This is a genomic window from Chroococcidiopsis sp. SAG 2025 (genome assembly GCF_032860985.1).
In the GTDB taxonomy this organism is placed as follows: domain Bacteria; phylum Cyanobacteriota; class Cyanobacteriia; order Cyanobacteriales; family Chroococcidiopsidaceae; genus Chroococcidiopsis.
In genome coordinates, this window is record NZ_JAOCNC010000003.1 from 84748 (window position 1) to 106359 (window position 21612).

17 protein-coding genes are annotated in these 21612 nt (G+C 43.7%); 4 read left to right on the forward strand and 13 right to left on the reverse strand.

The features are described from left to right. Positions 1-49 precede the first annotated feature (49 nt). From N4J56_RS35165 to N4J56_RS35225, 13 genes are all read right to left on the reverse strand, one after another. The gene (locus N4J56_RS35165) at positions 50-442 is read right to left on the reverse strand and encodes a fatty acid desaturase (RefSeq protein WP_317111374.1); all 393 of its coding nucleotides are present in this window, start codon (positions 440-442) and stop codon (positions 50-52) included. Beyond that, complete coding sequence (locus tag N4J56_RS35170) at positions 334-753, reverse strand: DJ-1/PfpI family protein (protein WP_317111749.1); 420 nt, start codon at positions 751-753, stop codon at positions 334-336. Before N4J56_RS35170 ends, N4J56_RS35165 begins: the two co-directional genes overlap by 109 nt. A gap of 481 nt (positions 754-1234) precedes the next feature. Then, positions 1235-2044: a DUF928 domain-containing protein gene (locus tag N4J56_RS35175; RefSeq protein ID WP_106216273.1), complete on the reverse strand. Its 810-nt coding sequence runs from the start codon at positions 2042-2044 to the stop codon at positions 1235-1237. A gap of 22 nt (positions 2045-2066) precedes the next feature. After that, positions 2067-4445, reverse strand: coding sequence for a CHASE2 domain-containing protein (locus N4J56_RS35180; protein ID WP_317111375.1), 2379 nt, complete (start codon positions 4443-4445; stop codon positions 2067-2069). Between the two features lie 18 nt (positions 4446-4463). Next, a complete protein-coding gene (locus N4J56_RS35185) occupies positions 4464-5411 on the reverse strand; it encodes a DUF1822 family protein (protein WP_106216275.1) in 948 nt (315 codons plus the stop codon). A 19-nt stretch (positions 5412-5430) separates the two neighbouring features. Beyond that, positions 5431-6051, reverse strand: a complete 621-nt coding sequence (locus N4J56_RS35190) for a sigma-70 family RNA polymerase sigma factor (RefSeq protein WP_106216276.1) — start codon at positions 6049-6051, stop codon at positions 5431-5433. Between the two features lie 349 nt (positions 6052-6400). Further along, positions 6401-7133, reverse strand: a protein-coding gene (locus N4J56_RS35195; protein ID WP_317111750.1) for an IS1 family transposase whose coding sequence is annotated in 2 segments (ribosomal slippage) — positions 6401-6577 and positions 6579-7133 — 732 coding nt in all. Because the reading frame shifts where the segments join, the coding sequence is not laid out codon by codon here. A gap of 574 nt (positions 7134-7707) precedes the next feature. After that, the gene (locus N4J56_RS35200) at positions 7708-8958 is read right to left on the reverse strand and encodes an ATP-binding protein (RefSeq protein ID WP_317111378.1); all 1251 of its coding nucleotides are present in this window, start codon (positions 8956-8958) and stop codon (positions 7708-7710) included. A 232-nt stretch (positions 8959-9190) separates the two neighbouring features. Beyond that, complete coding sequence (locus N4J56_RS35205) at positions 9191-9556, reverse strand: beta/gamma crystallin domain-containing protein (protein WP_317111380.1); 366 nt, start codon at positions 9554-9556, stop codon at positions 9191-9193. A 15-nt stretch (positions 9557-9571) separates the two neighbouring features. Then, complete coding sequence (locus tag N4J56_RS35210) at positions 9572-10063, reverse strand: DUF1822 family protein (protein WP_317111382.1); 492 nt, start codon at positions 10061-10063, stop codon at positions 9572-9574. Between the two features lie 19 nt (positions 10064-10082). Further along, positions 10083-10427: a hypothetical protein gene (locus N4J56_RS35215; RefSeq protein WP_317111383.1), complete on the reverse strand. Its 345-nt coding sequence runs from the start codon at positions 10425-10427 to the stop codon at positions 10083-10085. Between the two features lie 140 nt (positions 10428-10567). Further along, positions 10568-10948 carry a response regulator gene (locus N4J56_RS35220; protein WP_317111385.1) on the reverse strand — a complete coding sequence of 127 codons (381 nt, stop codon included), beginning with the start codon at positions 10946-10948 and terminating at the stop codon, positions 10568-10570. Positions 10949-11204: 256 nt separating this feature from the next. Then, positions 11205-11435 carry a hypothetical protein gene (locus N4J56_RS35225; protein ID WP_317111387.1) on the reverse strand — a complete coding sequence of 77 codons (231 nt, stop codon included), beginning with the start codon at positions 11433-11435 and terminating at the stop codon, positions 11205-11207. Positions 11436-12706: 1271 nt separating this feature from the next. Here N4J56_RS35225 and N4J56_RS35230 point away from each other — a divergent pair. The 4 genes from N4J56_RS35230 (at position 12707) to N4J56_RS35245 (ending at position 21555) form a co-directional block, all read left to right on the forward strand. Beyond that, a complete protein-coding gene (locus N4J56_RS35230) occupies positions 12707-13444 on the forward strand; it encodes a hypothetical protein (RefSeq protein WP_317111388.1) in 738 nt (245 codons plus the stop codon). Positions 13445-13561: 117 nt separating this feature from the next. Then, entirely contained in the window at positions 13562-16033 is a 2472-nt protein-coding gene (locus N4J56_RS35235) for a filamentous hemagglutinin N-terminal domain-containing protein (RefSeq protein WP_317111389.1), read from the forward strand. 103 nt (positions 16034-16136) lie between these two features. After that, entirely contained in the window at positions 16137-18746 is a 2610-nt protein-coding gene (locus N4J56_RS35240; RefSeq protein ID WP_317111390.1) for a filamentous hemagglutinin N-terminal domain-containing protein, read from the forward strand. Then, complete coding sequence (locus tag N4J56_RS35245) at positions 18688-21555, forward strand: CHAT domain-containing protein (RefSeq protein WP_317111392.1); 2868 nt, start codon at positions 18688-18690, stop codon at positions 21553-21555. The genes N4J56_RS35240 and N4J56_RS35245 overlap by 59 nt, the downstream gene beginning before the upstream one ends. Positions 21556-21612: the final 57 nt, after the last annotated feature.

Consider the following 21612-nt stretch of genomic DNA (forward strand, 5'->3'; position numbering starts at 1 on the left):
ACAAAACCACGAGAACCGATGCGGGCGCTTTAACCAGATTTGTATTCATCTATGGCGGAGTGAGAAAAGAAACCGCAACTCCACCTGTAGAAGCATCCAGGGTACTATCTTCTAATACTGCTTCTCCCTGCCCAGAGAATAACCGACTAGTTCGATAGCGATGATAGTTGCTAACTAACTGCGGTAGTGTCAAGAGTCCACCTGGTTGTTCTCCAAACACCTGTTGGTGTGACTGAGGTAATTCATGCCACGGACAACGCATATTGTGATGATGGGCGTTGTGATAGTCATAGTTGAGAAACAAAAGATTTAACCAGGGATATTTTATTGAGACTAGATTAGAAAAGGTATGAGTTTGCTCGTAGATACGATCGCGCTTGGGGATTTCTTGTTCGACAATGACGTACTCGAAAGTGTGGTGAAAAGCATCGGCAAAGCGCATGATATAGCCAGTAACAGCGAACCGGAAGAAACTGAGATCACGTAACGAGCGCGATCGCCTTGAAATTTTAGAAATTCAAGAAATTTATCATCTTCCAACTTAGCATTGACACCCAAACCACCAGGCACGAATAACACATCCAGAATTGGCGATTGCTCAAAGCTGGTATTAGGGAGAAGCGGAAAATTAGATTCGGAGTAAATCGGATCGAGAGTTGGAGCTAATAGATAAATCTTGGCATTCAGTAAACGGGAAAAGACTTCATAGGGTGCGGTGAAATCTAACTGGGTCAAACTTGGGAATAATACCATCCCGATCGCGATCTGGGTAGTGAGATGCTGTTCGAGCGCGAACGTAGTTGAGCTTACTTTGCTTTTGTTTGCGGATTTCGATTTTAGAAACATAGGCTGATTGAGAGCTTAGTAAGATTTTGCTGTCGATCTCGCACTAGCTGAGGTACGCATAATTGTGGAAAAGAAGGCTTGTTCCAGTTGTTAGTCAAATTGAATTTTCCCAGTTTCAAAAGTTTGATAGATAGAGCGTGCCTGCAAAATACAAAATCAATAATTCTGTATCTCTAAAAAGAACTCAGACTTTTGCCTTCCTTTTTATGCAGAGCATCAACCATCGTAAAATTTCTTTACAAATTATTTTTTGTAGATAAACTCTAGTGCAACACGGAAGGTGTGACAAGGCGCGCGGGTTTAAATTCAAGAGCCACACGCGCTTGTCACCGATCGCTGTTCGCTGGTTCGATGGCTCTCCCACCCGTGTAACTACTGGCAAGGTTTTTTACTTCTGACTTTTGACTTTTAACTTTTGACTTTTAACTTCGCTTACTAGTACAGCGTTACCAACTATTGGCTGCTGCTGAAGTTGTTCTAAACCAACACCTTTTGCATTTAATAAGTCAGCCCACTCGTAATCGAGCTGAGCACTTGCTGAATTAAGCCGTAGTTGAGCTAGATAAGCTATGGCATCGTACCAAATGCCATTGGCGGCGTATACATTATAATCCCGTGCTTTGGCTGAGAGTAACTGATTCTTAAGTGTAGGAGTTAGTGCCACTCGTCGCACCCAACCTTCAACAAAAATTGGGGCAGATACTTGCTGCGTGCAATAAAGTTTGAAGTACCAGCGATACCACCGATCGATTTCTAGAGGTTTTTCTGTTGACGGGATGCTAAGGCTAACAACCCCTGGCGTTTGAGGCAATGTTATAGGAACTCGATAAACGTCTTCTCCCCGTTCTGTCTGCAACACAAATTCTCCAGATTGTGCTTGTTGGGGAGAATAAGGCACGTAAAACCAAAAACTCGGACGCTCGGCAACTGTGTTGCCCCAATTAGTTTCGGGGATCAAAGCGGTCAAAGGCGGGTCGATTGGCGAACAGGGGCTGCGGCTTCCTCCTCCAGTTCTGCGCCCAGGTCTGCCGTAACCAGAAAAATCAGGTTGCTGCTTCGCTCGTTTTGAGGTAGAAACGTTGTCGATCGCTCTGTCAGACTGCGCCCAAACTTGCCAGGGGTAATTTGAGTAACCGACAAATATCCAAGTTATAGCAATAGCGATCGCAATTGGTAGTTGAGGTAACTTCTTTAGCATGACGGTTTCGATCCATGAAAACTTATGACTTGTGATCGGTTTGAGTAACTTTATCAGCCACTAATAGGGCGATCGCCGTGGCGATCGCCGCTGGAACCAACGGTAGCCAGCCCCCTCTGAGCAAGAGGACGAAACAGAGTCCAGACAAGATACCAAGGGCTGTAGCGATCGCTAGCCCTTGCTGTAGCGACGAATGCAATTGCCAGCCCAGTGCTCCCCCCACCAGCGACCAGCCCCAAATCCAGAGAGTTTCAGCCCACAGCGGCAACCACCACAGCAAGGGGCGACGATCCATAACCGCACTGATAATTTGGCTTATCATGTGAGCATGGATCGTAACTCCTGGCATTACCCTAGACCCGCTATCAATGCTGTAGGGTGTGAGATGGAAATCTTTAAAGCTTTCAGCTGTCGTGCCAATGAGAACGATTCGATCCTTAACTAACGTGGATAGCTTCGCATCAAGCGAACTGCTCAAGATCTGGGAGAGAGTAACTTGCTTGGCAACTGGATCGGCAGCGCGGTAACTAAGTAGCATTTGGTAGCCTCCTGCATCCAACTGACGGTAGCCGCCAGTATCAGATTCAAGTCGCCTAAAGACCGCATTGCCCATCTGCCAATTTCCTTGCGAATCTCGTTGAGGTTGAATACCTTCGGCATCTAGATAAAGCCGCGCCAACCGGAAACTGAAGGATTCGTTCGTTGCACAAGCAGACTGAGGATTGATATCCATAAATAGTATCTGACGACGAATGACGCGATCGCCATCGACTGGGAGATCGCTGAAGCCAAGGCGATTTTTTGGGATCTCCGGCGGAGCATCAATACCTGGATAATCATCCTTTCCTGGATAGTCATCCTTTGCCCGCTGAACTTCACAAACAGCAATCAAGCGATCGTCTCGCAAATAATTGACTAACTTTGGCTGGTTGGGGTTAACTGGAAAATCGCGATAGATATCTAATCCTATAACTCTAGGTCGATACGGTCGGAGTTTTTCTAACAGCCGTGTGAGTGCGGCATCTGATAGACTTCGCATCTCCTTCTGTTGCTGTTGCCGCACGTCATTGTCGGTTACTTCCACGATCAGGAGGCGCGGATCTAACCCTTCATTGGGTCGCAGACGCAAACCCAGATCGAAAGCTTGTAACTCCCAGGTTTGTAGTATACCTAGTTGCCGGACTCCTACCACCAAAGCGGCGATCGCCATACTAGCTAAGAGTACTTTGCCCAATTGATTCTGAGCGATCGAGATTTGGCGATGTGGTTGCTTTTGCTTGAATCTATTGGCAGTAGAATTGCTGGGTGGAGCGTACCAATCTTGCCAGTTAGTCAACGGTTCGGCTGGATTTTGACAGATAACTGGCAGCCAAGTTGCACAGGGATATTCCTTCTCTAGTCCTTGTAGTTTTTCTCGTGCTTCCCGCACGGCGACATATAATGTTTTTCCGCCCGAAAAAGCCCAGAGAACATCCCTGAGAAATTTATGAGCCACTGCGTCCGCTATCGGCTCCCGCATGACAATTACTTGGGGAATATCTAGCTCTGCCAGATCCCGCGCCAAGCCTAATCCATCGCAGGAGTTGAAAATCGCCAGTTTCAAACCGCCAGCGATCGCTCTTTGTAGGGCGTACTTGAGTTGGTCGAGCGTTAGGCTATCGGTTTTATTTAGCTGGAGCGTTCCTTTTTCTTGACTAGAACTATGACCGGCAAAAAAAAGAATATCCCATCCCTCATCTTGCCACAAATATTTGTATAAAACATCTAGTTGCGGCTCTACTAAAAACTTTATTTCTGCCTGCTCTGATAACTCCTCTAAAATCGCTCGGTCTTTCTTTAGATTGATTCCTTTACTATTACCAAAAATTGCTAAAATTCTCACTTTAGCTTTGTGTGTTCTTGTCGGCTGTCTCTTCGTTCGTCTATACTCTGAAGCACTTAAGGCTATTTCCGCTTTTGGGTAAGCTGTGCAGAAGTCCCACAAATGCCAAGGCAGCTGTTGCAGCAGGCGATCGTCAGTTTCAATAATGACTCGAATTTCTTGTGTTGGGTCTAATTGCGTGCGTAATTCCTGCTCGATTCGGAGAAAAGATGGAGAATCAAGCCAATGGTTAATTTTGTCCGACAACTGCTTGCACGTACTGTCAAAGTCAACTGCTGAAACGTTAGTCACATCTCCACCAATAATTTCGATGCGAGAATTCAGCTCCAAACGTCGATAAAGTGCTAAATACAGTAACCGCCAATTTCTGTAGAGGTCTAGAAGCTCTGGTGCTGCCGGTAAACTACCATTAAACTTCATGTAATGAGAATCGCCTTCTTCCCAAAACCGGGCTGTGACAGAGGGAAAGCCGCGATGCAAGTCACCATTCTCGAAGCTTAAGACGACTAACTTACTCATTACCTCTAACAAAAGCGATTAAATAATAAAGTTCTCGGTCACGCTTATTTCACCATAGGCTACTTGAATATTAAAGCATTCTCCTGGTCTGCCTCGAAATCGTTTTAGTTGAATGTAGTTGTCTTGGTGGCGAGACTGCACTGTATGCTCTATCTCTCCAGATTCTAAGAGCAAAGTTAGTTTAATATCTGGTGATAGATAGTTTTCTGTGCCGGTTGGATGTAACTGTACCATCACACTGACTTGCTCATCGCTCTCTGACACGAGCGCTATCAGCAATGCTAGAGATTGGTTCCCGATTTGTAGACCCAAATCGATTAGTTTGACTCCCTGAACGCTATTCTCATGTAATTGAGAAATATGCCCGTGTCTCAAGGCTAGAGTTTGGCGGTTTGTAGCTAAAAGTGTCTCTAGAGACTGCCAACCGCCATCAAACAGATTTTCAAACCATTGGCTGAGTACCTGCACTTTGCTCAGTTTTGCTAGCTGAATTTGCTGTAAGTGTGCTGGTAATTCAACGATCGCTTGTAGTTGCGCGAGCGGCAGTTCGCCACTTTCTGGAACTGTGGTGGTAAATCCCAGCAATGTTGCTTCTTGCAGCGAAGCGTCAAGCTGTACGGCGACGTAGCCAATTCGCTCTGACCAAACTTCTGGCGGGATGGAGACGACATCTACTTCTGGCAGTACTGGGCGACACTCTAGCCTACCCAAGTTGGGGATTTCTAAATCGGCAATATCCATCAAAAGCTGATACACTAGGTTGCGGCTGCTACTAGCTGCCCAATTTGTCTCAATTCCCAGGCAACGCAGGTAGAAATCTACAGCGGATACTGCTAGAGTATTGAGGTAAACTTGTTTAGCTTTGGCGCGATCGCGATGTTGTTGCCAAAATGCTCGCGCTAGGTCGTGGGCTTCTATGCCCAGGGGAACTTTGAAGGTTGACACTGTTGATAATTCTCGCATCATTGTTTTACTATGATTGAAGTTAAATACTGAGATCCTGTCGAATTATTGATTCAAACCTGCGTAAACAGCGTTGATAAAATACGCTCAGTGTGGAAACTGTAATCCCAAACCTATCGGAAATTTCCTGCCAAGACTCGTCCTCAACAAGTCGCAGTATTGTTATAGCTGCAAAATTAGCTTCTGGATGATTTTTTATATGAGTTATCTCGAATAAATTGTGTGGGTCTGATTCTATATAGCTTCTGAAATCTTCTCCTGGGTATAGGGGTGCTTCCGATAAAGCTAGATCCTCTAGGTCTGATAAAGTCACGCTCCGAATACCTGGATTGCCTCTGAACTGGCGACTTGCATTTCGACAAAATCGCCTTTCTAAGAGAACATTACACCATGTTATTACTTCTCCAAGTTCTGGGTTATACCTATCAATTTCTTGACAAACGAACAAAAATAGGTTTTGTAATGCCTCCTGATAAATCTCCCGATATTGTTCAGGTGAGTATTCTCCTCGCGACGGGCGATAAAGCCTACCCGATTTCCAAATGTCTTGAACTAGCAGCGTCAGCGCCTCTTTCCTTTTCGATTCTTCTGGATGCTGTTGGGCGATCGTTGCTAGCTGCTTGAGCTGCTCATCTAGAGCCATTTGCTAATTTAACCCCATATGCGACTTTCTCTTGTTCCCCTTTGTCAAAGGAGGGCTAATTCCGCTCTTTTCACATTGCATTACTTAAAGTCTGCTACTTGACTCAAAGAGCGTTAAAGAGTCAATGCAACCTTCTATATTCTTCTCAAGTTTTTTTCGGTGATTTTATGCAAAACTTAAATCTCTGTTGGAAAAATTCTTAGTAATTTAAACGATTATTAGAAAAGCCTTGTGAGATGGCACTTTTACTGTGACGACTGTACTTAAATCATGGTTTATCTACACAGTCGTTTATGTGAATAAATGTTACTTAAGGCTTGTGGTAGTGATATGGAAGTAGTGGTGAGGCTCAAATCATGTCAAGCTCTGCGTTGTAGCCATGAATGAAGTACCAAACTGCTCCAATGTGGTTGTGCAACTTTTTCGAGAAGGATAGACTGTCTCTCACCAACCGAGAAACCCGTTGCCTAAAGGTATTATTCAACCTTTCAATATGATTAGTTAAACCTGTTTCTTTACCAACAGCGCTTTGGACGTTTATGAGGACTTACTGTGTTGTAAGCTTGCCAAAAATCTGTATATACAAAGGCACATTGTTGATAAACCTCTGGTAAAGAAGCCCACAAGTTACGAGCTGATTTTCTGGTTCTATCTCCCACAAAACAACCGACAATTTTTCGAGAATTGCGGTCAATCGCTAGCCAAATATCAACCCCATTTTTCTTGCTATCAACAAATGACCATAGCTCGTCACATTCAATAATCAATTTTCCTGACAGTTTGACTGAAACTGTGACCTGGCGCGGAGTTCGAGCTAGCTTTTGACTGACATAATCTTGTAACCATGACCAGCTCACCTGAGTCACCCTGGCAATTCCTCGCAATGATATTCTCTCAAGCAAGAGCCGATCGATCAGATGCTTGGTTTCCGCTGAAACAGGTGAGTTAGTAGGATTGATAACAAATTGGCGACCACAGCTTTTACATTGATGTTTTGGCTTGCCATTATGAGTTGAGCCATTTTTAATCACCTGCTCAGAACTACAGGTAGGACAGACTCCTTCTGAAGGTTCTTCACATATTTTTTGGGATGGTTCTATCACCTCTGGTGTTAATTTAGGCACTAGTAATACAAATGAGTAAAATAAGAACGCTAAAATTGTTATCATCAAAAATACTAATTTTAGGCGAGTATGTGAGGATTATTTGTACTAGCTAATAGTAGACAGAATGCCCAAAGGGCAAGAATTACAACTCACCACTACTTCCATATCACTACCCAAATTCAAATCACCCGGGCAAGCGCAACGATTTCTCTGGGCATTTGAACCGATTTAAGGACACTTCCACCTGAAACAGCATCAACTCACCGCACCACGATACCGAGAACAACTACGCCAACGATTTGAGGATTGGCGAGAAGTCGCTTGTCTGAAACCTGTTGCTTAAAATCAGCCAAGCTGGCTACTCAGGAATCCTCGTGCCGATTTTCGGATTTATCCCATTAAGTTGACAATGCCCACCGCACATATAGCAGAATGATTTTAGGTTGATAGTGTCGCCACTTAAATGGGGTTTTGGGATTCATTAGATTCGGGCAGAAATAGTTTCTCTCAAGAAACTATTTTAATCCATCATTTTCTTGCAGCACAACCCTTAATTCTCGTTCTTAGCCTTAGCTGAACTATTCATTTGCTCTTTTAGCAGAGGAACTTGAGAAATCATCTGTTTCTCCATTGTCCCTGCTGCCATTGTTTCCATCCATTGCATCATGGAAGAAACAAAGAGTTCTTTTAAGTAAGCGAAAGAAAAGCTATCTGTTAATTCGGCGAGCCGAGCGATCGCAGCATTACTTAAGCGCATCGGCGAATTTTCTAACTTATTATCGTTCCACAGTTTGATATAAGCGACACGTTCTGATGAAGTTGGTAATTCAAAATTATACTTGCGATCGAAGCGACCAGGACGTTTCGTAAGTGCCTGATCTATTTTATGGGGATAATTAGTTGTTGCTAAAATCACAATACCCTGATTAGAAGCGAAGCCATCAAGTTCATTCAGAAAAAACGAGCGATTTGTACGATTTATCAAAGTATCAAGATCTTCTAACACAAGAATACAGGGCGCATACTCTCGCGCTTGCTGAAATACGTAACGAATGTTTTCTTCAGAATTGCGTCTATAGAACTCAGAAGATTCAAAGCTTCTGACGTACAAAGCTGGTTTTTGTAATTGATTAATTATAGCTTTAATAGTATGAGTTTTACCATTACCAGGTGGTCCAACAAATAGATAGTTGCGCCTCCAAGGTACGCCGAAATTTTCGTATTTTTCACGGGAAGCAAAAAATTGATTTAAGTTATTTTGAATGTCTTGTTTGAGTTCCCCTTTCAAAATCAAGTTGTCGAAACTCACAGTTTTAATCGACTTAGATAATTCTCTGTTCTTCGACCAGTAACCACCTTCAAATACGAAAATCTCATTATTAATTTCAATCTGCGAATTCCACTTACAAACAGTAGTGTAAAACTCTTCGGCAACTTCTTTGCTATCAGCTAAAATCCAGTAATACCTAACGGAACAAGAATTTTCCTTCCAATTCATTAAGAGCAAAACGAGCTGATTTTCTTGCCATCTCACTTCAAACATACCATTGATAATATATGGGTAAAGTCTATTGTATTGCCCACTCCAAGCAGTTTTGTTCTGGTTGTAACAATCCCTTTTCTGAAGCAGAGTGCAAAGCTTAGCGTTAGAAAAAGCTTCCGGAGCAAACGTAGAATCGCTACCTTCTAGGAGTGCCTTTTCCGGATATTTTGATGCTAGCTTCTGGCTGATATGATAGGAAATAGCATTAGGGGGAAGACTGAGTGCTTCATTAATTATCTGTTGTAATTGGTCTTCCATGTGTTCTCCGTCATTGTGAATATTGCTCATTGTTTGGTTCTCCTTAAATTCCACTGGGATGCATAGGTCATGCCCTGTAAAAGTGTGGGATAAATAGTTCAGTCTAATAGCCCCACACTTCCGCTTAGCACGACCCTTCCATCAATAGATGACGATGCGGAGAATGGTCACTGTGCCAACCCTATCGATGAAGTTAGCCCTCTGCCATTTCCTGAAGTCAAACCTTCCCTGATTAGTGATGGATGATATAGCCAGCGTTGTTTCCTGAGGAGACTGTATGCACATCAGCAATAACAACATTGGCATCGCCAGCATTTGCAAAGCACTTTGAGTCACCGAATTGTCTGCCATCGAACATTTGATAGATGCTAAAGTACCCGTCTTCATGGCAAGGTACACGATTGATTGCTTCAGCTGGCATAGCCATACTAACAGAGATCCCTACTACGGATGCAGCCACGGCAGCCCACCTGGCAACCTTACCTCGCAACGAGAGGTTTTTTACTAGGTTGTTAAGTCGCCCCCCCGCTATCGCTTCTAATTCCTTATTCTGTAATTGTTCTGACTGTTCTTTAATTTTTGGCATCTTGAAATCCATGATTTTACTCCGTCCTTAACTCAGTTTTGTTTGCCTAATTTGCTGTATGTGTGCTGGCAACTCGGCGATCGCTTGCAATTGCGCGATCGGCACTTCGCCACTTTCTGTCACTTCTGTGGTAAATCCCAGCAATGTTGCTTCTTGCCACAAATTCAAGTCGAGCTGTACGGCTACGTAGCCAATGCGTTCTGTCCACACCTCCGGCGGGATGGAGACGACATCTGCTTGAGGCAGCACGGGACGACACTCTAGCTTTCCCAAGTCAGAAATTTCTAAGTCGCTGACATCCATCAAAACTTGATACACCGTGTCTTGACTTTCGCTGGCTGCCAGAGCGGTTTCGATTTCTAAACCACGTAGGAAGGAATCAACCGCAAGCACTGCCAGAGTATTGTGATAAACCTGTTCGGCTTTAGCGCCGTGATATTGCGATCCAAATTGTCGTGCGCGATCGAGATCTGCTATGTCTATTGGGACTGTGAAAGTTGAGGATGTTGAGTCTGTCATTGTTTCCTTGTGATTTGATTTAAAAATTCTCATTGTCAAGATTGCTATTGTCAGGATTGTTATTGTTGAGATAGTCTTTAATGCCTTCGTAAAACCGGTCTATGCAGTCTTTATAAAACCTACCGAGAGTACGAAGTGGAATCCCATCCAAGCTAGCGGAAATTTCCTTCCATGTTCTGCCTTCAAACTTCTCTATTGCTATGAAAAAAAAACTAGCTTGTGGATGGTTTTCGATATGAATTGAGCTAAATAATTCGCGATTTAATTCTAAATAGCTCCTCCAACGTTCCCATTTTGAATCTGGCTGGTCACTGTGGTTGTCAAAATCATCTGCAGACCCATTTTGGGAGTTAAAGTTTGTCATTTCTTGCTAAAGGTCAGTTGTTTATAATGAGCCATCCCAACTTTAGAGGATTTGACCGACATCAAATACTTTTGGCAACACAAGCAGTCTCAGCACGACTCTTGTGACAAAAAATAAGGTTAAGTCAACTTTGATAATTCTCATACTTGGAATTCCTTTTGAATTGTTTGCAGAAGAATACGGAGATTGGCTGGCTTAACAAAGTAATGTTTTGCTCCTAAATTGTAAGCTCGTTGCCGTTCAGTTTGAGAAGCGAGTGCCGAAATTATTATTACAGGGATAGACTGCCATTCATCTCGTTGTTTTAATTGCTCAAGCAACGTAAAACCATCAATTTCTGGTAGTCTCAAGTCTAGTACGATGAGCTGGGGTTGAAAAACACTGAGAGTTTGAAAGAAGTTAGCTCCTCTAGCAATACTAAAAATTTCATAGCCATGAAACTGCAAATAATCATGTAGTAATTTCAGAGTAGATTCGTCGTTATCAACAATTAAAATCCGATTGGGATTGGAGGAATACATGAATTATTAAAATGTTAAGTTTGCCTAGTTAATCCAGAAATTAAAGTTGCTTTTTCGCTCTTGAAATTTAGATTCAAATCTGTTTGCTCGTATCTTGTACCTATGGAGACGGGCAAGATGCTCGTCCCACAACTGGGTAAAGAGTATCTTGCTGAGTCTGCGATCGCATTGTCGCTATGCACTTTCCTATTCAAAAGGGAAGACAATGCGCTTGTCGTTTGACAGCGATCGAAGTAGCATTCAAGTCCCACTAAGCCTATACGATTTCTTTGTATTTGAGAACATCGTAGTACTGGTTTCGATCGTCAACTCCCTGGGATGATGTGCCTGGTGAAGGTCTTCTTTGGGCAACTATCAAACTATTTATATGGTTGTTAGCAGTAGCGGGTACTAGGAAGTTTCCGCTGCTAGCGATCGCCAGTATCGTCCCAGTAATTGCAGTTATCTTACGTTTCATATTCGTGTTTTCTCCACGTACAAAGCTCATAGCTTTCTATTTGAATTGGCATACTAAAGTCAGCTTTGCAGCTCAAATTTAATTCTGCATGTCTTTACCACGCAGACAACCTCACTTGTCTATAAGATCCCATAGAAAAAATAGGAATCAAAAACTAATCAATTAAAGAGTTTTTTCGCTCAACAAGTTTTGACTGCATGACTACAACTCTTTCGTGTTTGCCAACTCTTACTTCTCAATTTAGAGCAAAAAATCTAACATTTTGATTGCGATAATATGTTCTTTTGCTCTTCTTATGCTCGTCTTTATTCGCTTTATAATTACACTGACGGCATTGTTAGATAAACATATTTTGCGACAATCGCTCTCCTAATCCAAGAATTCGATTAGTCTTCGTCGCTCTAAGTTGGCTTGACTCAGGACTGCTTTGATTGACTTATAATTGACTTATGACTGCTTTACGCTTTAGTTTTGACTAGATTAATCAATCATTGCAGCATTATTACGTAGATGTATTTTGGAAAGAGGAGTCTGTTGAATGAGGAAATTGATTAGTATTCAACCTAAGCTGTATCAAGTTTTACAATTTGAATTATCCGATTGAGTGCAGCACATTAGATGAATAGCGCCACCGCCTGATTGTCAGATCTGCGGCAGCGCACAGTTTGTCTCCAAAGACGGTTTTGGAGTGGAACATAGCCATTCCTGCTGGTGAAGGGCAGTGGTGATTGTTGTATTGTTTCTAGACTTTGCACTCATCGAGTGGGAATGCGGCGTAACTTTTTATCTCGAATTTCGGGCTTCCCCCTTGTGAAAAGCGCAGCACTATGCTCAATATACTAAGTTATAGATGTGATGGTTTGTTGTTGTGAAAGTTGGTTAGTGACACTTCAGCTCTATTGCGTCGCTTATCCGCAACTCCTTGATACAACAAAGCCAATTACTGCTAAAAAACTCTAGCTATATGAATTCTAACCAAAGAAGAAATACATATAAAGCCTCTGCCGCTGGTTTAGAAGCAGCAAAAACAGCATTCAAAAAACTAGGCGAATCAAAAATCACTTGCGAATTCGGTTGAATTAACTTATTCTAAATTAGATAAAGAATCAAATAATAAATTAGATGAGAAAAAAATTGGAATAGGTAGAACAACAGTTACCAAGTTTTTCAACGGCAAACCAATCGATCCCATTTATTTCCAAGCCATATGTGAGAAACTGAAATTATCTTGGAAAGAAATTGCCGAGCTATCAGAAGAAGATGAATCAAAACAGTTAGTTAAAAAAAGTAAAATATGGGATGTGATTGAAAGAATTATCGACTTAAAGGGAGGAGATTTTGACTTAACTATAAAAGATCCGAGGGAGCTTGCTTCAATCGACTTAAAAGTACAGCAAGAGTTACAAAGAATTTATGGAGGTAGTATTACTGCTGCTATTATTACTGACCGTAGTGGCAAACAGCAGTTAAATGTAAGCGGTCGTCAAAATGAGATGGAGCAGCTTGAAATCAGTATAGGATCGGGAGAACTGAAAGAATTAAATGGATTTCAGATTGAAGGTATTAGACCTCTGGGTCAACCTTATCTCCGAAGGAATCCACGACATCGTAATTCACGGCTCGTCAGAGAATACGTTAAGAAGTTTTTGCAGTTTATTGCGATCGCGTTTGTAAAAGTTGTAATATTCCCGTTTTTCGTTTGTTGGATTGTAATCAAAGCCTTAGTTGAAAACAGGAAGACGATTTTGGAGTTGATTGCGATCGCAGCAGTATGCGCGCTTGTTCTTGTAGCAGTATGCTTGCTTGCCGTTATCGTTATCAAAGGATTATTGGCGCTTGCCGATTGGCAGCCTGTAAAGGATTTTTTTGCGTGGACGGATAAAAATTGGAAGTTGGAATTGACGGATCAGCAGTGGTGGGGATTGTTTATGTTTATATTTATGGCGATAGGATTACTAAATCACTATCATAAAGAGCAGCAGGAGCGGCAGAGAGCGCAAAATCATGAGGAGCAGGAGCGGCAGAGGCGACGAAACTGAATGCCTGTAAAAAGAGAGATATCGTTACTCCCTGAATGATTGACAGAAGTTTAGTGTTCTAGCTCTAGTATTTAGCTCTCAATCTGATATTCTAAATTCGTAGCGAATCGACTGAAGATGAGCTGGAATTGGAGTTGGCAATTAGGACTAGCAAGCTTTCTCGCCACTGTTGGGGCGCTCTGTGCTGGGGAAAATGGCGCTGTTGCTCAGCTTGCGCCCGACACTACACTCGGTAGCGAAAATTCTACCGTCACATCGACAGGTGCAGTTGATACGATAAATGGCGGCGCAATTAGAGACGCTAACCTGTTTCACAGTTTTCGGGAATTCAATGTAGATGAAGGACGAGCCGCTATTTTCACGAATCCGGCTGGAATTGAGAATATTTTAACTAGAGTTACGGGGGCTAACCCGTCCAACATTCTCGGCGCGCTAGGTGTAATAGGAGGCAATGCCAATCTGTTTTTGATTAATCCCAATGGCATTATTTTCGGACAGAATGCCCGTCTGGACGTAGGTGGTTCGTTTGTCGCCACCACAGCTAATGCAGTAGGATTTGGCGAGCAAGGTGTTTTCAGTGCTACAAATCCTAGCAATCCTGGACTACTGACAGTCAATCCTTCAGCTTTACTATTTAACCAAATTCGTGCCGCCGCGATCCAAAATAACTCAATTGCTGACTCTGGTCTAAATCCATCTAGCGAGTTTGTGGCTACGGGTTTGCGCGTACCAGATGGCAATAGCTTACTGTTAGTAGGCAGCGAGATCGAGATAAATGGTGGAGGATTGAATGCTTTTGGTGGGCGAGTCGAGTTAGGTGGGTTAGCTGGTGCGGGAACAGTTGGGTTGAATGGGCAAGGGAATAATCTGAGCTTGAGTTTTCCCGACAGTACACAAAGAAGTGATATTTCCTTGAGCAACGGTGCTGGGGTAGATGTAACTGCTAGTGCTGGTGGAAGTATCGCAGTTAATGCTCGAAATTTAGAAATGACAGAAGGAAGTTACCTGTTTGCCGGAATAGAAGGCGGACTTGCTTCTAAGAATAGTAAGGCAGGCAATATTGACATTAATGCAACTGGAGCGATCTACCTTAATAACGAAAGTATCATTGCCAATCAGGTGCTACCAGGAGCAAACGGACAAGGAGGCGATGTCAATATCAGTGCTAGCAGCTTGCGGCTTGAGGGTGGGGCACAGATAAATACTATTACATTTGGTGCTGGTAAGGGTGGAAATTTAACAGTTAATGCTTCTTCTGAGGTGCAACTGATAGGTACAAGCAAAGACGGTCAGTTTTCCAGTAGCCTAACTACCTCTGCACAGTCAAACTCAACAGGGAATGCGGGAGACTTGAATCTTGAAACTCCTACCTTGCAGCTTGAGAGTGGGGCGCAGGTAAGTGCTGCTACATTTGGTGCAGGCAATGGGGGTTCTTTGAATGTTGATTCCCAAATCGTGCAACTGAATGGTACGAGCAATAATGGTTTTCCTAGTAGTTTATCTACCTCTGCACAGCCAAACTCAACAGGTGATGCGGGCAATTTGACGATTAAAACCGATACGTTGTGGCTTGAGGGTGGGGCGCAGGTAAGTGCTGCTACATTTAGTGCTGGCAATGGGGGTTCTTTGAATGTTGATTCCCAAATCGTGCAACTGAGTGGTACGAGCAATGATGGTCTTTCTAGTAGTTTATCTGCCTCTGCACAGCCAAACTCAACAGGTGATGCGAGCGATTTGACGATTAAAACCGATACCTTGTTAGTTCAAGATGGAGCTACAGTAGGCGTGCGGAGTCGTGGAACCGGAACCGCAGGCAATATGACATTAAATGCTCGCTCCATCCGTTTAGACAACAACGCCTTACTCACCGCCAATACGCAAAGCGCTCTTGTCGATCCTAACTCGGAGCAAGCGACAATTAATATTAACTCCCAAAATTTGTTCGTGAGTCGCAATAGCAACATCTTCACCAACGCCGAGGGTGAAAACGTCATTGGCGGCAACATTAACATCGACACTGATTTGCTCGTTACTTTTGAAAATAGCGACATCAGCGCCAATTCTGCTAATTTCCGTGGTGGGAACGTGCGAATTAATGCTTCTGGGATCTTTGGCACGCAGTTTCGAGCAGCGCCAGACGATCGCACCAGTGATATTACTGCTTCTGGAGCCAATCCCCAGTTGAGCGGGACTGTGGATATCAACACACCAGGCATCGATCCCAACAGCGGCTTAGTTAACTTGCCATCAGTCCCAGTTGACACCCAATTAGCACAGAATTGTACTCCCAGTCGCAATCGAGATCGAAGCGAATTTATCGTCACTGGTCGCGGTGGCTTACCTCCTAATCCCACAGAAGTACTCACTAGTGATGCAATTTCTATCGATTGGGTCGCACTACAACCCACAAGAGAAAACCAATCTAGTCCAACTCCAATCACTATCTCTACTGCGCCATCACCAGCGCCAATGGTAGAGGCTCAAGGATGGGAAATCGATCGCCAGGGCAAAGTCGTTCTTACCGCCTCTAACGTCCCCGCACAACTCCATGACTCTTGGCAGTCTTCTGCTAATTGCCAGCTGCCCTAAACTGCCGAGAAGAATAGCGCGATCGCTTTACCAATTCAATTAACTGTAAAATTCTGGAAGAGTTCGCGCAACTACTATGATTTCAAATAGGTAAGTTAACTTAATGATAATTATCTGCTCTAAGTGGAGTGAAACAATCAGACTGGGAAGTTGTCTGGCGATAGGAGTAGCACTAGCTTGCACAGTAGATAGTGCTAGCGCCCAGATTACTCCAGATAACACGATGGGCACAGAAAATTCCACCGTCACATCCACAGGTGAGGTGGATGCGATAAATGGCGGTGCAATTAGAGACACAAACCTGTTTCACAGTTTTCAGGAATTCAACGTGAATGAAGGACGAGCTGCCGTTTTCACGAATCCAAATGGAATTGAGAATATTTTAACTAGAGTTACGGGGGCTAACCCGTCCAATATTCTCGGAACGCTGGGTGTAGCGGGCAATGCCAACTTGTTTTTGCTCAATCCTAATGGAATCATTTTTGGCGCAAATGCCCGTCTAAATGTTGGTGGTTCGTTTGTCGCTACCACAGCTAATGCAGTAGGATTTGGCGATCGCGGTGTTTTTAGCGCCACAAATCCGAGCAATCCTGGACTACTGACGGTTAACCCTTCAGCTTTACTGTTTAATCAAATTCGTGCCGCATCTATTCAAAATAACTCAGTAGCGCCAGCGGGAACAGATCCAGCAGGCTTTGATGCAATTGGTTTACGAGTACCAGATGGTAAAAGTTTACTGCTGGTGGGTGGTAACGTCAGCATGGATGGGGGAGAATTAAATGCTTATAGTGGACGAGTTGAATTAGGCGGATTGAGCGAATCTGGTACTGTAGAGCTGGATGTAGGTGGCGATCGTCTCAGCTTGCTATTTCCTGAGAATGTGGCGCGAGCAGATGTATCCCTGACTAATCGAGCAGCTATATATGTAGAAGGGACTGGAGGCGGTAGTATAGCAGTCAACGCTCGGAATCTAAATGTTTTGGAAAGAAGTGTGCTAAAAGCTGGCATTGGGTCAGGTTTAGAGTCAGTTGACACTGTTGCACAAGACATTACGCTCAATACCACAGGGGAAATAAAAGTTGCCAATAGCTTTCTCAGAAATAGAGTAGAATCAAACGCAATCGGCAATGCAGGTAACATTATTATCTCAACTGGTTCCTTTTCTTTAACTAATGGCGCTCAAGTGCAAAGCGTCAATCTTGGACAAGGAAATGCAGGGAATGTGAGGATTCTAGCCAGTGGAAACATCTCCATTGATGGGGCAGGAGCAGATAACTATGGTAGTGCTGTATTTACTTCAGTGGGTCCAACAGGCATTGGTAATGGTGGTGATATTTACATTCAAAGTAGCTCCCTTTCTTTAACTAATGGAGGCGAATTGGTTGCTGGCATATTTCAAGGTGGACAGGGGAACTCAGGAAATGTAACGGTCAATGTTAAAAATTCTATTAACATTTCTGGGGTTAATACAAAGGACGGCTCCTCTAGTGGATTGTTTACCGATCCCGAAGATAACAGTCAAGGTCAGGGTGGTGAGATTTTCCTCAGTGCTGATGCATTAAAGATATCCGATGGAGGGATTTTAAGTGCAAGAACGAGGAATGCTTTTAGGGGTGGTAATATCATCGTTAACGTTAATAGCCTCGATCTAACTGGTGGCGGACAAATCCTGGCGGCAGCTTTCGACAAAGGTAATGCAGGTGACATCACGATCGATGCTACCAAAGGCATTACCATTTCTGGCAGTGACCCCACGTTTGATGCCCGACTTGCTCAATTTGGGAGACCATTTGTAGATCCAATTAATTCTTTGAGTGGCGTGTTTGCTAACACAGATGCTAACTCCACAGGTCAGGGGGGGAGCATTAAGATTACAACTGGGCAGCTACAAGTTCAAAATCAAGCACAAGTCACAGTTAGTAGTGCTGGTATTGGTGTAGCTGGTGAACTTGATATCGCTGCTAACTCTGTGAGACTCAACAACGGCAGTATTACAGCACAAACTCGCTCTGGTAACGGGGGCGATTTGACGCTTGACGTTCAAGACTTGTTGTTGTTGCGTAATAGTAGCCAAATCTCCACCACCGCAGGCACTGCACAGCAGTTTGGAGAGGGTGGTAACATCGCCATCAATGCCCCGAATGGCTTCATCGTTGCCTTTCCAAGAGAAAACAGCGATATTACTGCGAATGCCTTTACAGGCAGAGGTGGTCGAATTGAAATTAATGCTCAAAGTATCTTCGGAATTCAGCCTCGCTCTCGATTGACACTACAAAATGATATTACAGCCAGTTCTGAACTTGGACTTAGTGGTACGCTGGAAATTAATATCCCCGATATCGATCCCAACAACGGCTTAGTTAACTTGCCATCAGTTCCAGTCGACACCCAAGTAGCGCAGACTTGTACTCCTGGTGGCACTCAAAATCAAAGCGAATTTATCGTCACTGGTCGCGGTGGCTTGCCGCCTAATCCTACAGAAGTACTCAGTAGTGATGCGATTTCTATCGATTGGGTCGCACTTCAACCCATAATAGAAAATCAATCTAGTCCAACTCCAGCCACTAGTTCAACTGCACCATCACCAGCACCGATTGTAGAAGCTAGTGGGTGGAGATTCGATCGCCAGGGCAAAGTCATTCTGACTGCTTCTAATGTTCCCGCACAACGCCATAACTCCTGGCAGTCTTCTGCTAGGTGCAATCTGGATTAAATGGGAAGAAGTAGCGCGATCGCTTTACCAATTCAATCAACTGTGGAATTCTTTTAGTATCCGTTGCTCCAACAGCAGGAACATGGCAAGAAAACCTCATGTATTTTTTAACGCAGTACAACCCTTGTGGAAGGCGAATCACTTAGGTAAGAGTTGGCTCAACCAGTTTCTCCTGGTACTGATGAGTGCGTTCCTATGTATAATCTTATCCTTAATTTTTCCCAATCCTGCTGTTTACTCTACTGTCCCCAGCGGGCAAAGTAGCTCCGTTCAAACACAGAACCTAGTACAACAGGGCAAAAACTTCTACGATGCCGGACGGTTTGCCCAAGCAGTCAAGGTTTTGCAACAGGCTACAAATGCCTTTGAAGCGAATGGGGATAAATTGAACCAAGCTATAGCTTTGAGCAATCTTTCCCTAGCCTATCAGCAACTCGGACAGCTACCCCCAGCTGAAGGTGCGATCGCTAAGAGTCTTAAACTATTACAAACCGAGCAAAATATCGGTACTGCCAAAGAGCAAATGCAAATCCTTGCTCAAGCTCTAGATGTCCGAGGTAGCTTAGAATTAACACGAGGACAATCTGAAACAGCCTTGGCTACCTGGCAACAAGCATTTAATCTCTACGCCAAGCTTGAATATAGCGATGGGCTAACTCGTAACCAAATCAATCAAGCCCAAGCCCAACAAGCTTTGGGGCATTATCGTCAGGCTCGAAAGACACTAGATCGGATAAAACAAACTCTGGAAAAGCAGCCAGACTCCGCTCTTAAGGCGACGGGACTACGCAGCCTCGGCAATGTCTTGCGAGTTATTGGTGATTTTAACGCCTCTCGCCAAGTTTTAGAGCAAAGTTTAGCAATAGCAAGGCGAATGGGCAAAGCAAATGCTACAGGAATACCATCTGCTCAAGCTATCAGCGATACTTTGTTGAGTTTGGGTAATACAGCCCGCGCCCAGCAAGACATTCCAGCTGCTCTAGTATTTTACCAACAAGCTGCTAGTGCATCTACTTCACCCAATACGCGCATAGGGGCGCAGTTGAATCACTTGAGTCTATTGCTAGAAACCAAGAAATGGGATGATGCTAGAGAACTCTATCCCCAAATCCAACCTTCTATTGCCAACTCACCGCCCAGCCGGACAGCAATCTACGATGCGATAAATTTTGCCCAAAGTCTGACACAACTAAAGCAGCATGACACCACGATCGCTGTTTCATGGCAAGATATTGCTCGGTTGCTAGCTGCATCAGTCCGACAAGCAACAGATTTAAAAGACCAGCGAGCAATTAGTTATGCTCTAGGAAATCTGGGCAAATTGTACGAACAAACTCAACAGTGGAATGAAGCGGAAGATCTCACCAAGCAAGCTTTATCCGCGACACAAAATCTTCAAGCTAATGCCTCAGACGTTACTTATCTATGGCAGTGGCAGTTGGGACGCTTATTAAAAAATCAAGGAAATATCACAGGAGCGATCGCTGCTTATACGGAAGCAGTTGATAACTTAAAACTTCTCCGCCGCGATTTGGTTGGGATAAATCCCGATCTCCAATTTTCCTTTCGAGATGAAGTCGAACCCGTTTATCGTCAACTCGTCGATCTGCTGTTGCAATCCGAGGGAGGCTATAATCCCAGTCCTGAAGATCTCCAGAAAAATCTTCAGTCAGCTCGAACGACAATTGAATCATTACAATTGGCAGAACTAGAGAACTTTTTTCACTCTGCCTGTTTAGATGCGAAGCCAGAGTCGATCGATCTGGTTGTTGACAATGGCGATCGCACGGCAGCAGTTATTTATCCAATTATTTTGCCCGATCGCCTAGAAGTCATTCTCAAACTGCCAAAGTCGAAAAATCTTCGTCACTACACGACGAAAAAATCTCAAGTCGAAGTAGAACAAACACTAAAATTGCTGCAGCAATACCTCAAAGAACCCGATCGCACAAATGACGTGCAAAAATTGTCCCAGCAGTTAAATAGCTGGTTAATTCAACCGCTTGAGGTTGAGTTAGAAAATATGCAGATAACAAAACTAGTATTTGTCTTAGATGGCGCTTTGCGAAATGTACCGATGGGGGTTCTCTATAACGACAAACAACAAAAATATCTTGTAGAAAAGTATGCGATCGCTTTAACTCCAGGTCTGCAATTGCTAGATCCCACACCTTTGCAACGGCAAAGATTAAGTGCCTTAACTGCTGGGGTGAGTCAGTTTAGGGAAGTTGAAGGCAGAAAGTTTCCTCAGCTGCCAAATGTGTTATATGAATTAAAGCAAATTAAGGCAGAAGTGCCTAACAGCAAGGAACTTCTGAATCAAAGTTTTGTTAAATCGAATATTCAAAATCAAATTAACTCAAATCCCTTTACCGTAGTTCACATGGCAACTCACGGTCAATTCAGTTCCAACCTAGAGGACACTTATATTCTCACTTGGAAAGAACTCCTGAAGATCGACGAGTTAGATAATTTACTCAGAACTAGCGACACTAGCAGGTATAGCCCGATTGAATTACTAGTTCTGAGTGCGTGTGAAACAGCTGCTGGGGACAATCGCGCTACTTTGGGAATCGCAGGTATAGCTGTGCGGGCAGGGGCGCGCAGTACGCTAGCAACGTTGTGGGCAGTAGACGATCGCTCTACTGCCCAGCTGATGAGTGAATTCTACCGCCAGTTAGCCGATCCCAATTTGACTAAGGCTGAGGCACTCCAGAAAGCTCAACTAGCTTTGTGGAACGATAAGACACAAGACTGGAAACGTCCTTATTTCTGGGCAGCTTACGTTTTAGTAGGCAATTGGCTTTAACGCTTAGCAATCCTGACGATGCGAATAAAACAGGCAATAGGCAATTGGCTTTAACGC

Coding starts and splice junctions, on each gene's coding strand:
- N4J56_RS35165 (WP_317111374.1), bottom strand. CDS start 442: ATGCGCTTTGCCGATGCTTTTCACCACACTTTCGAGTACGTCATTGTC.
- N4J56_RS35170 (WP_317111749.1), bottom strand. CDS start 753: ATGGTATTATTCCCAAGTTTGACCCAGTTAGATTTCACCGCACCCTAT.
- N4J56_RS35175 (WP_106216273.1), bottom strand. CDS start 2,044: ATGCTAAAGAAGTTACCTCAACTACCAATTGCGATCGCTATTGCTATA.
- N4J56_RS35180 (WP_317111375.1), bottom strand. CDS start 4,445: ATGAGTAAGTTAGTCGTCTTAAGCTTCGAGAATGGTGACTTGCATCGC.
- N4J56_RS35185 (WP_106216275.1), bottom strand. CDS start 5,411: ATGATGCGAGAATTATCAACAGTGTCAACCTTCAAAGTTCCCCTGGGC.
- N4J56_RS35190 (WP_106216276.1), bottom strand. CDS start 6,051: ATGGCTCTAGATGAGCAGCTCAAGCAGCTAGCAACGATCGCCCAACAG.
- N4J56_RS35200 (WP_317111378.1), bottom strand. CDS start 8,958: ATGGAAGACCAATTACAACAGATAATTAATGAAGCACTCAGTCTTCCC.
- N4J56_RS35205 (WP_317111380.1), bottom strand. CDS start 9,556: ATGGATTTCAAGATGCCAAAAATTAAAGAACAGTCAGAACAATTACAG.
- N4J56_RS35210 (WP_317111382.1), bottom strand. CDS start 10,063: ATGACAGACTCAACATCCTCAACTTTCACAGTCCCAATAGACATAGCA.
- N4J56_RS35215 (WP_317111383.1), bottom strand. CDS start 10,427: ATGACAAACTTTAACTCCCAAAATGGGTCTGCAGATGATTTTGACAAC.
- N4J56_RS35220 (WP_317111385.1), bottom strand. CDS start 10,948: ATGTATTCCTCCAATCCCAATCGGATTTTAATTGTTGATAACGACGAA.
- N4J56_RS35225 (WP_317111387.1), bottom strand. CDS start 11,435: ATGAGCTTTGTACGTGGAGAAAACACGAATATGAAACGTAAGATAACT.
- N4J56_RS35235 (WP_317111389.1), top strand. CDS start 13,562: ATGAGCTGGAATTGGAGTTGGCAATTAGGACTAGCAAGCTTTCTCGCC.
- N4J56_RS35240 (WP_317111390.1), top strand. CDS start 16,137: ATGATAATTATCTGCTCTAAGTGGAGTGAAACAATCAGACTGGGAAGT.
- N4J56_RS35245 (WP_317111392.1), top strand. CDS start 18,688: ATGTTCCCGCACAACGCCATAACTCCTGGCAGTCTTCTGCTAGGTGCA.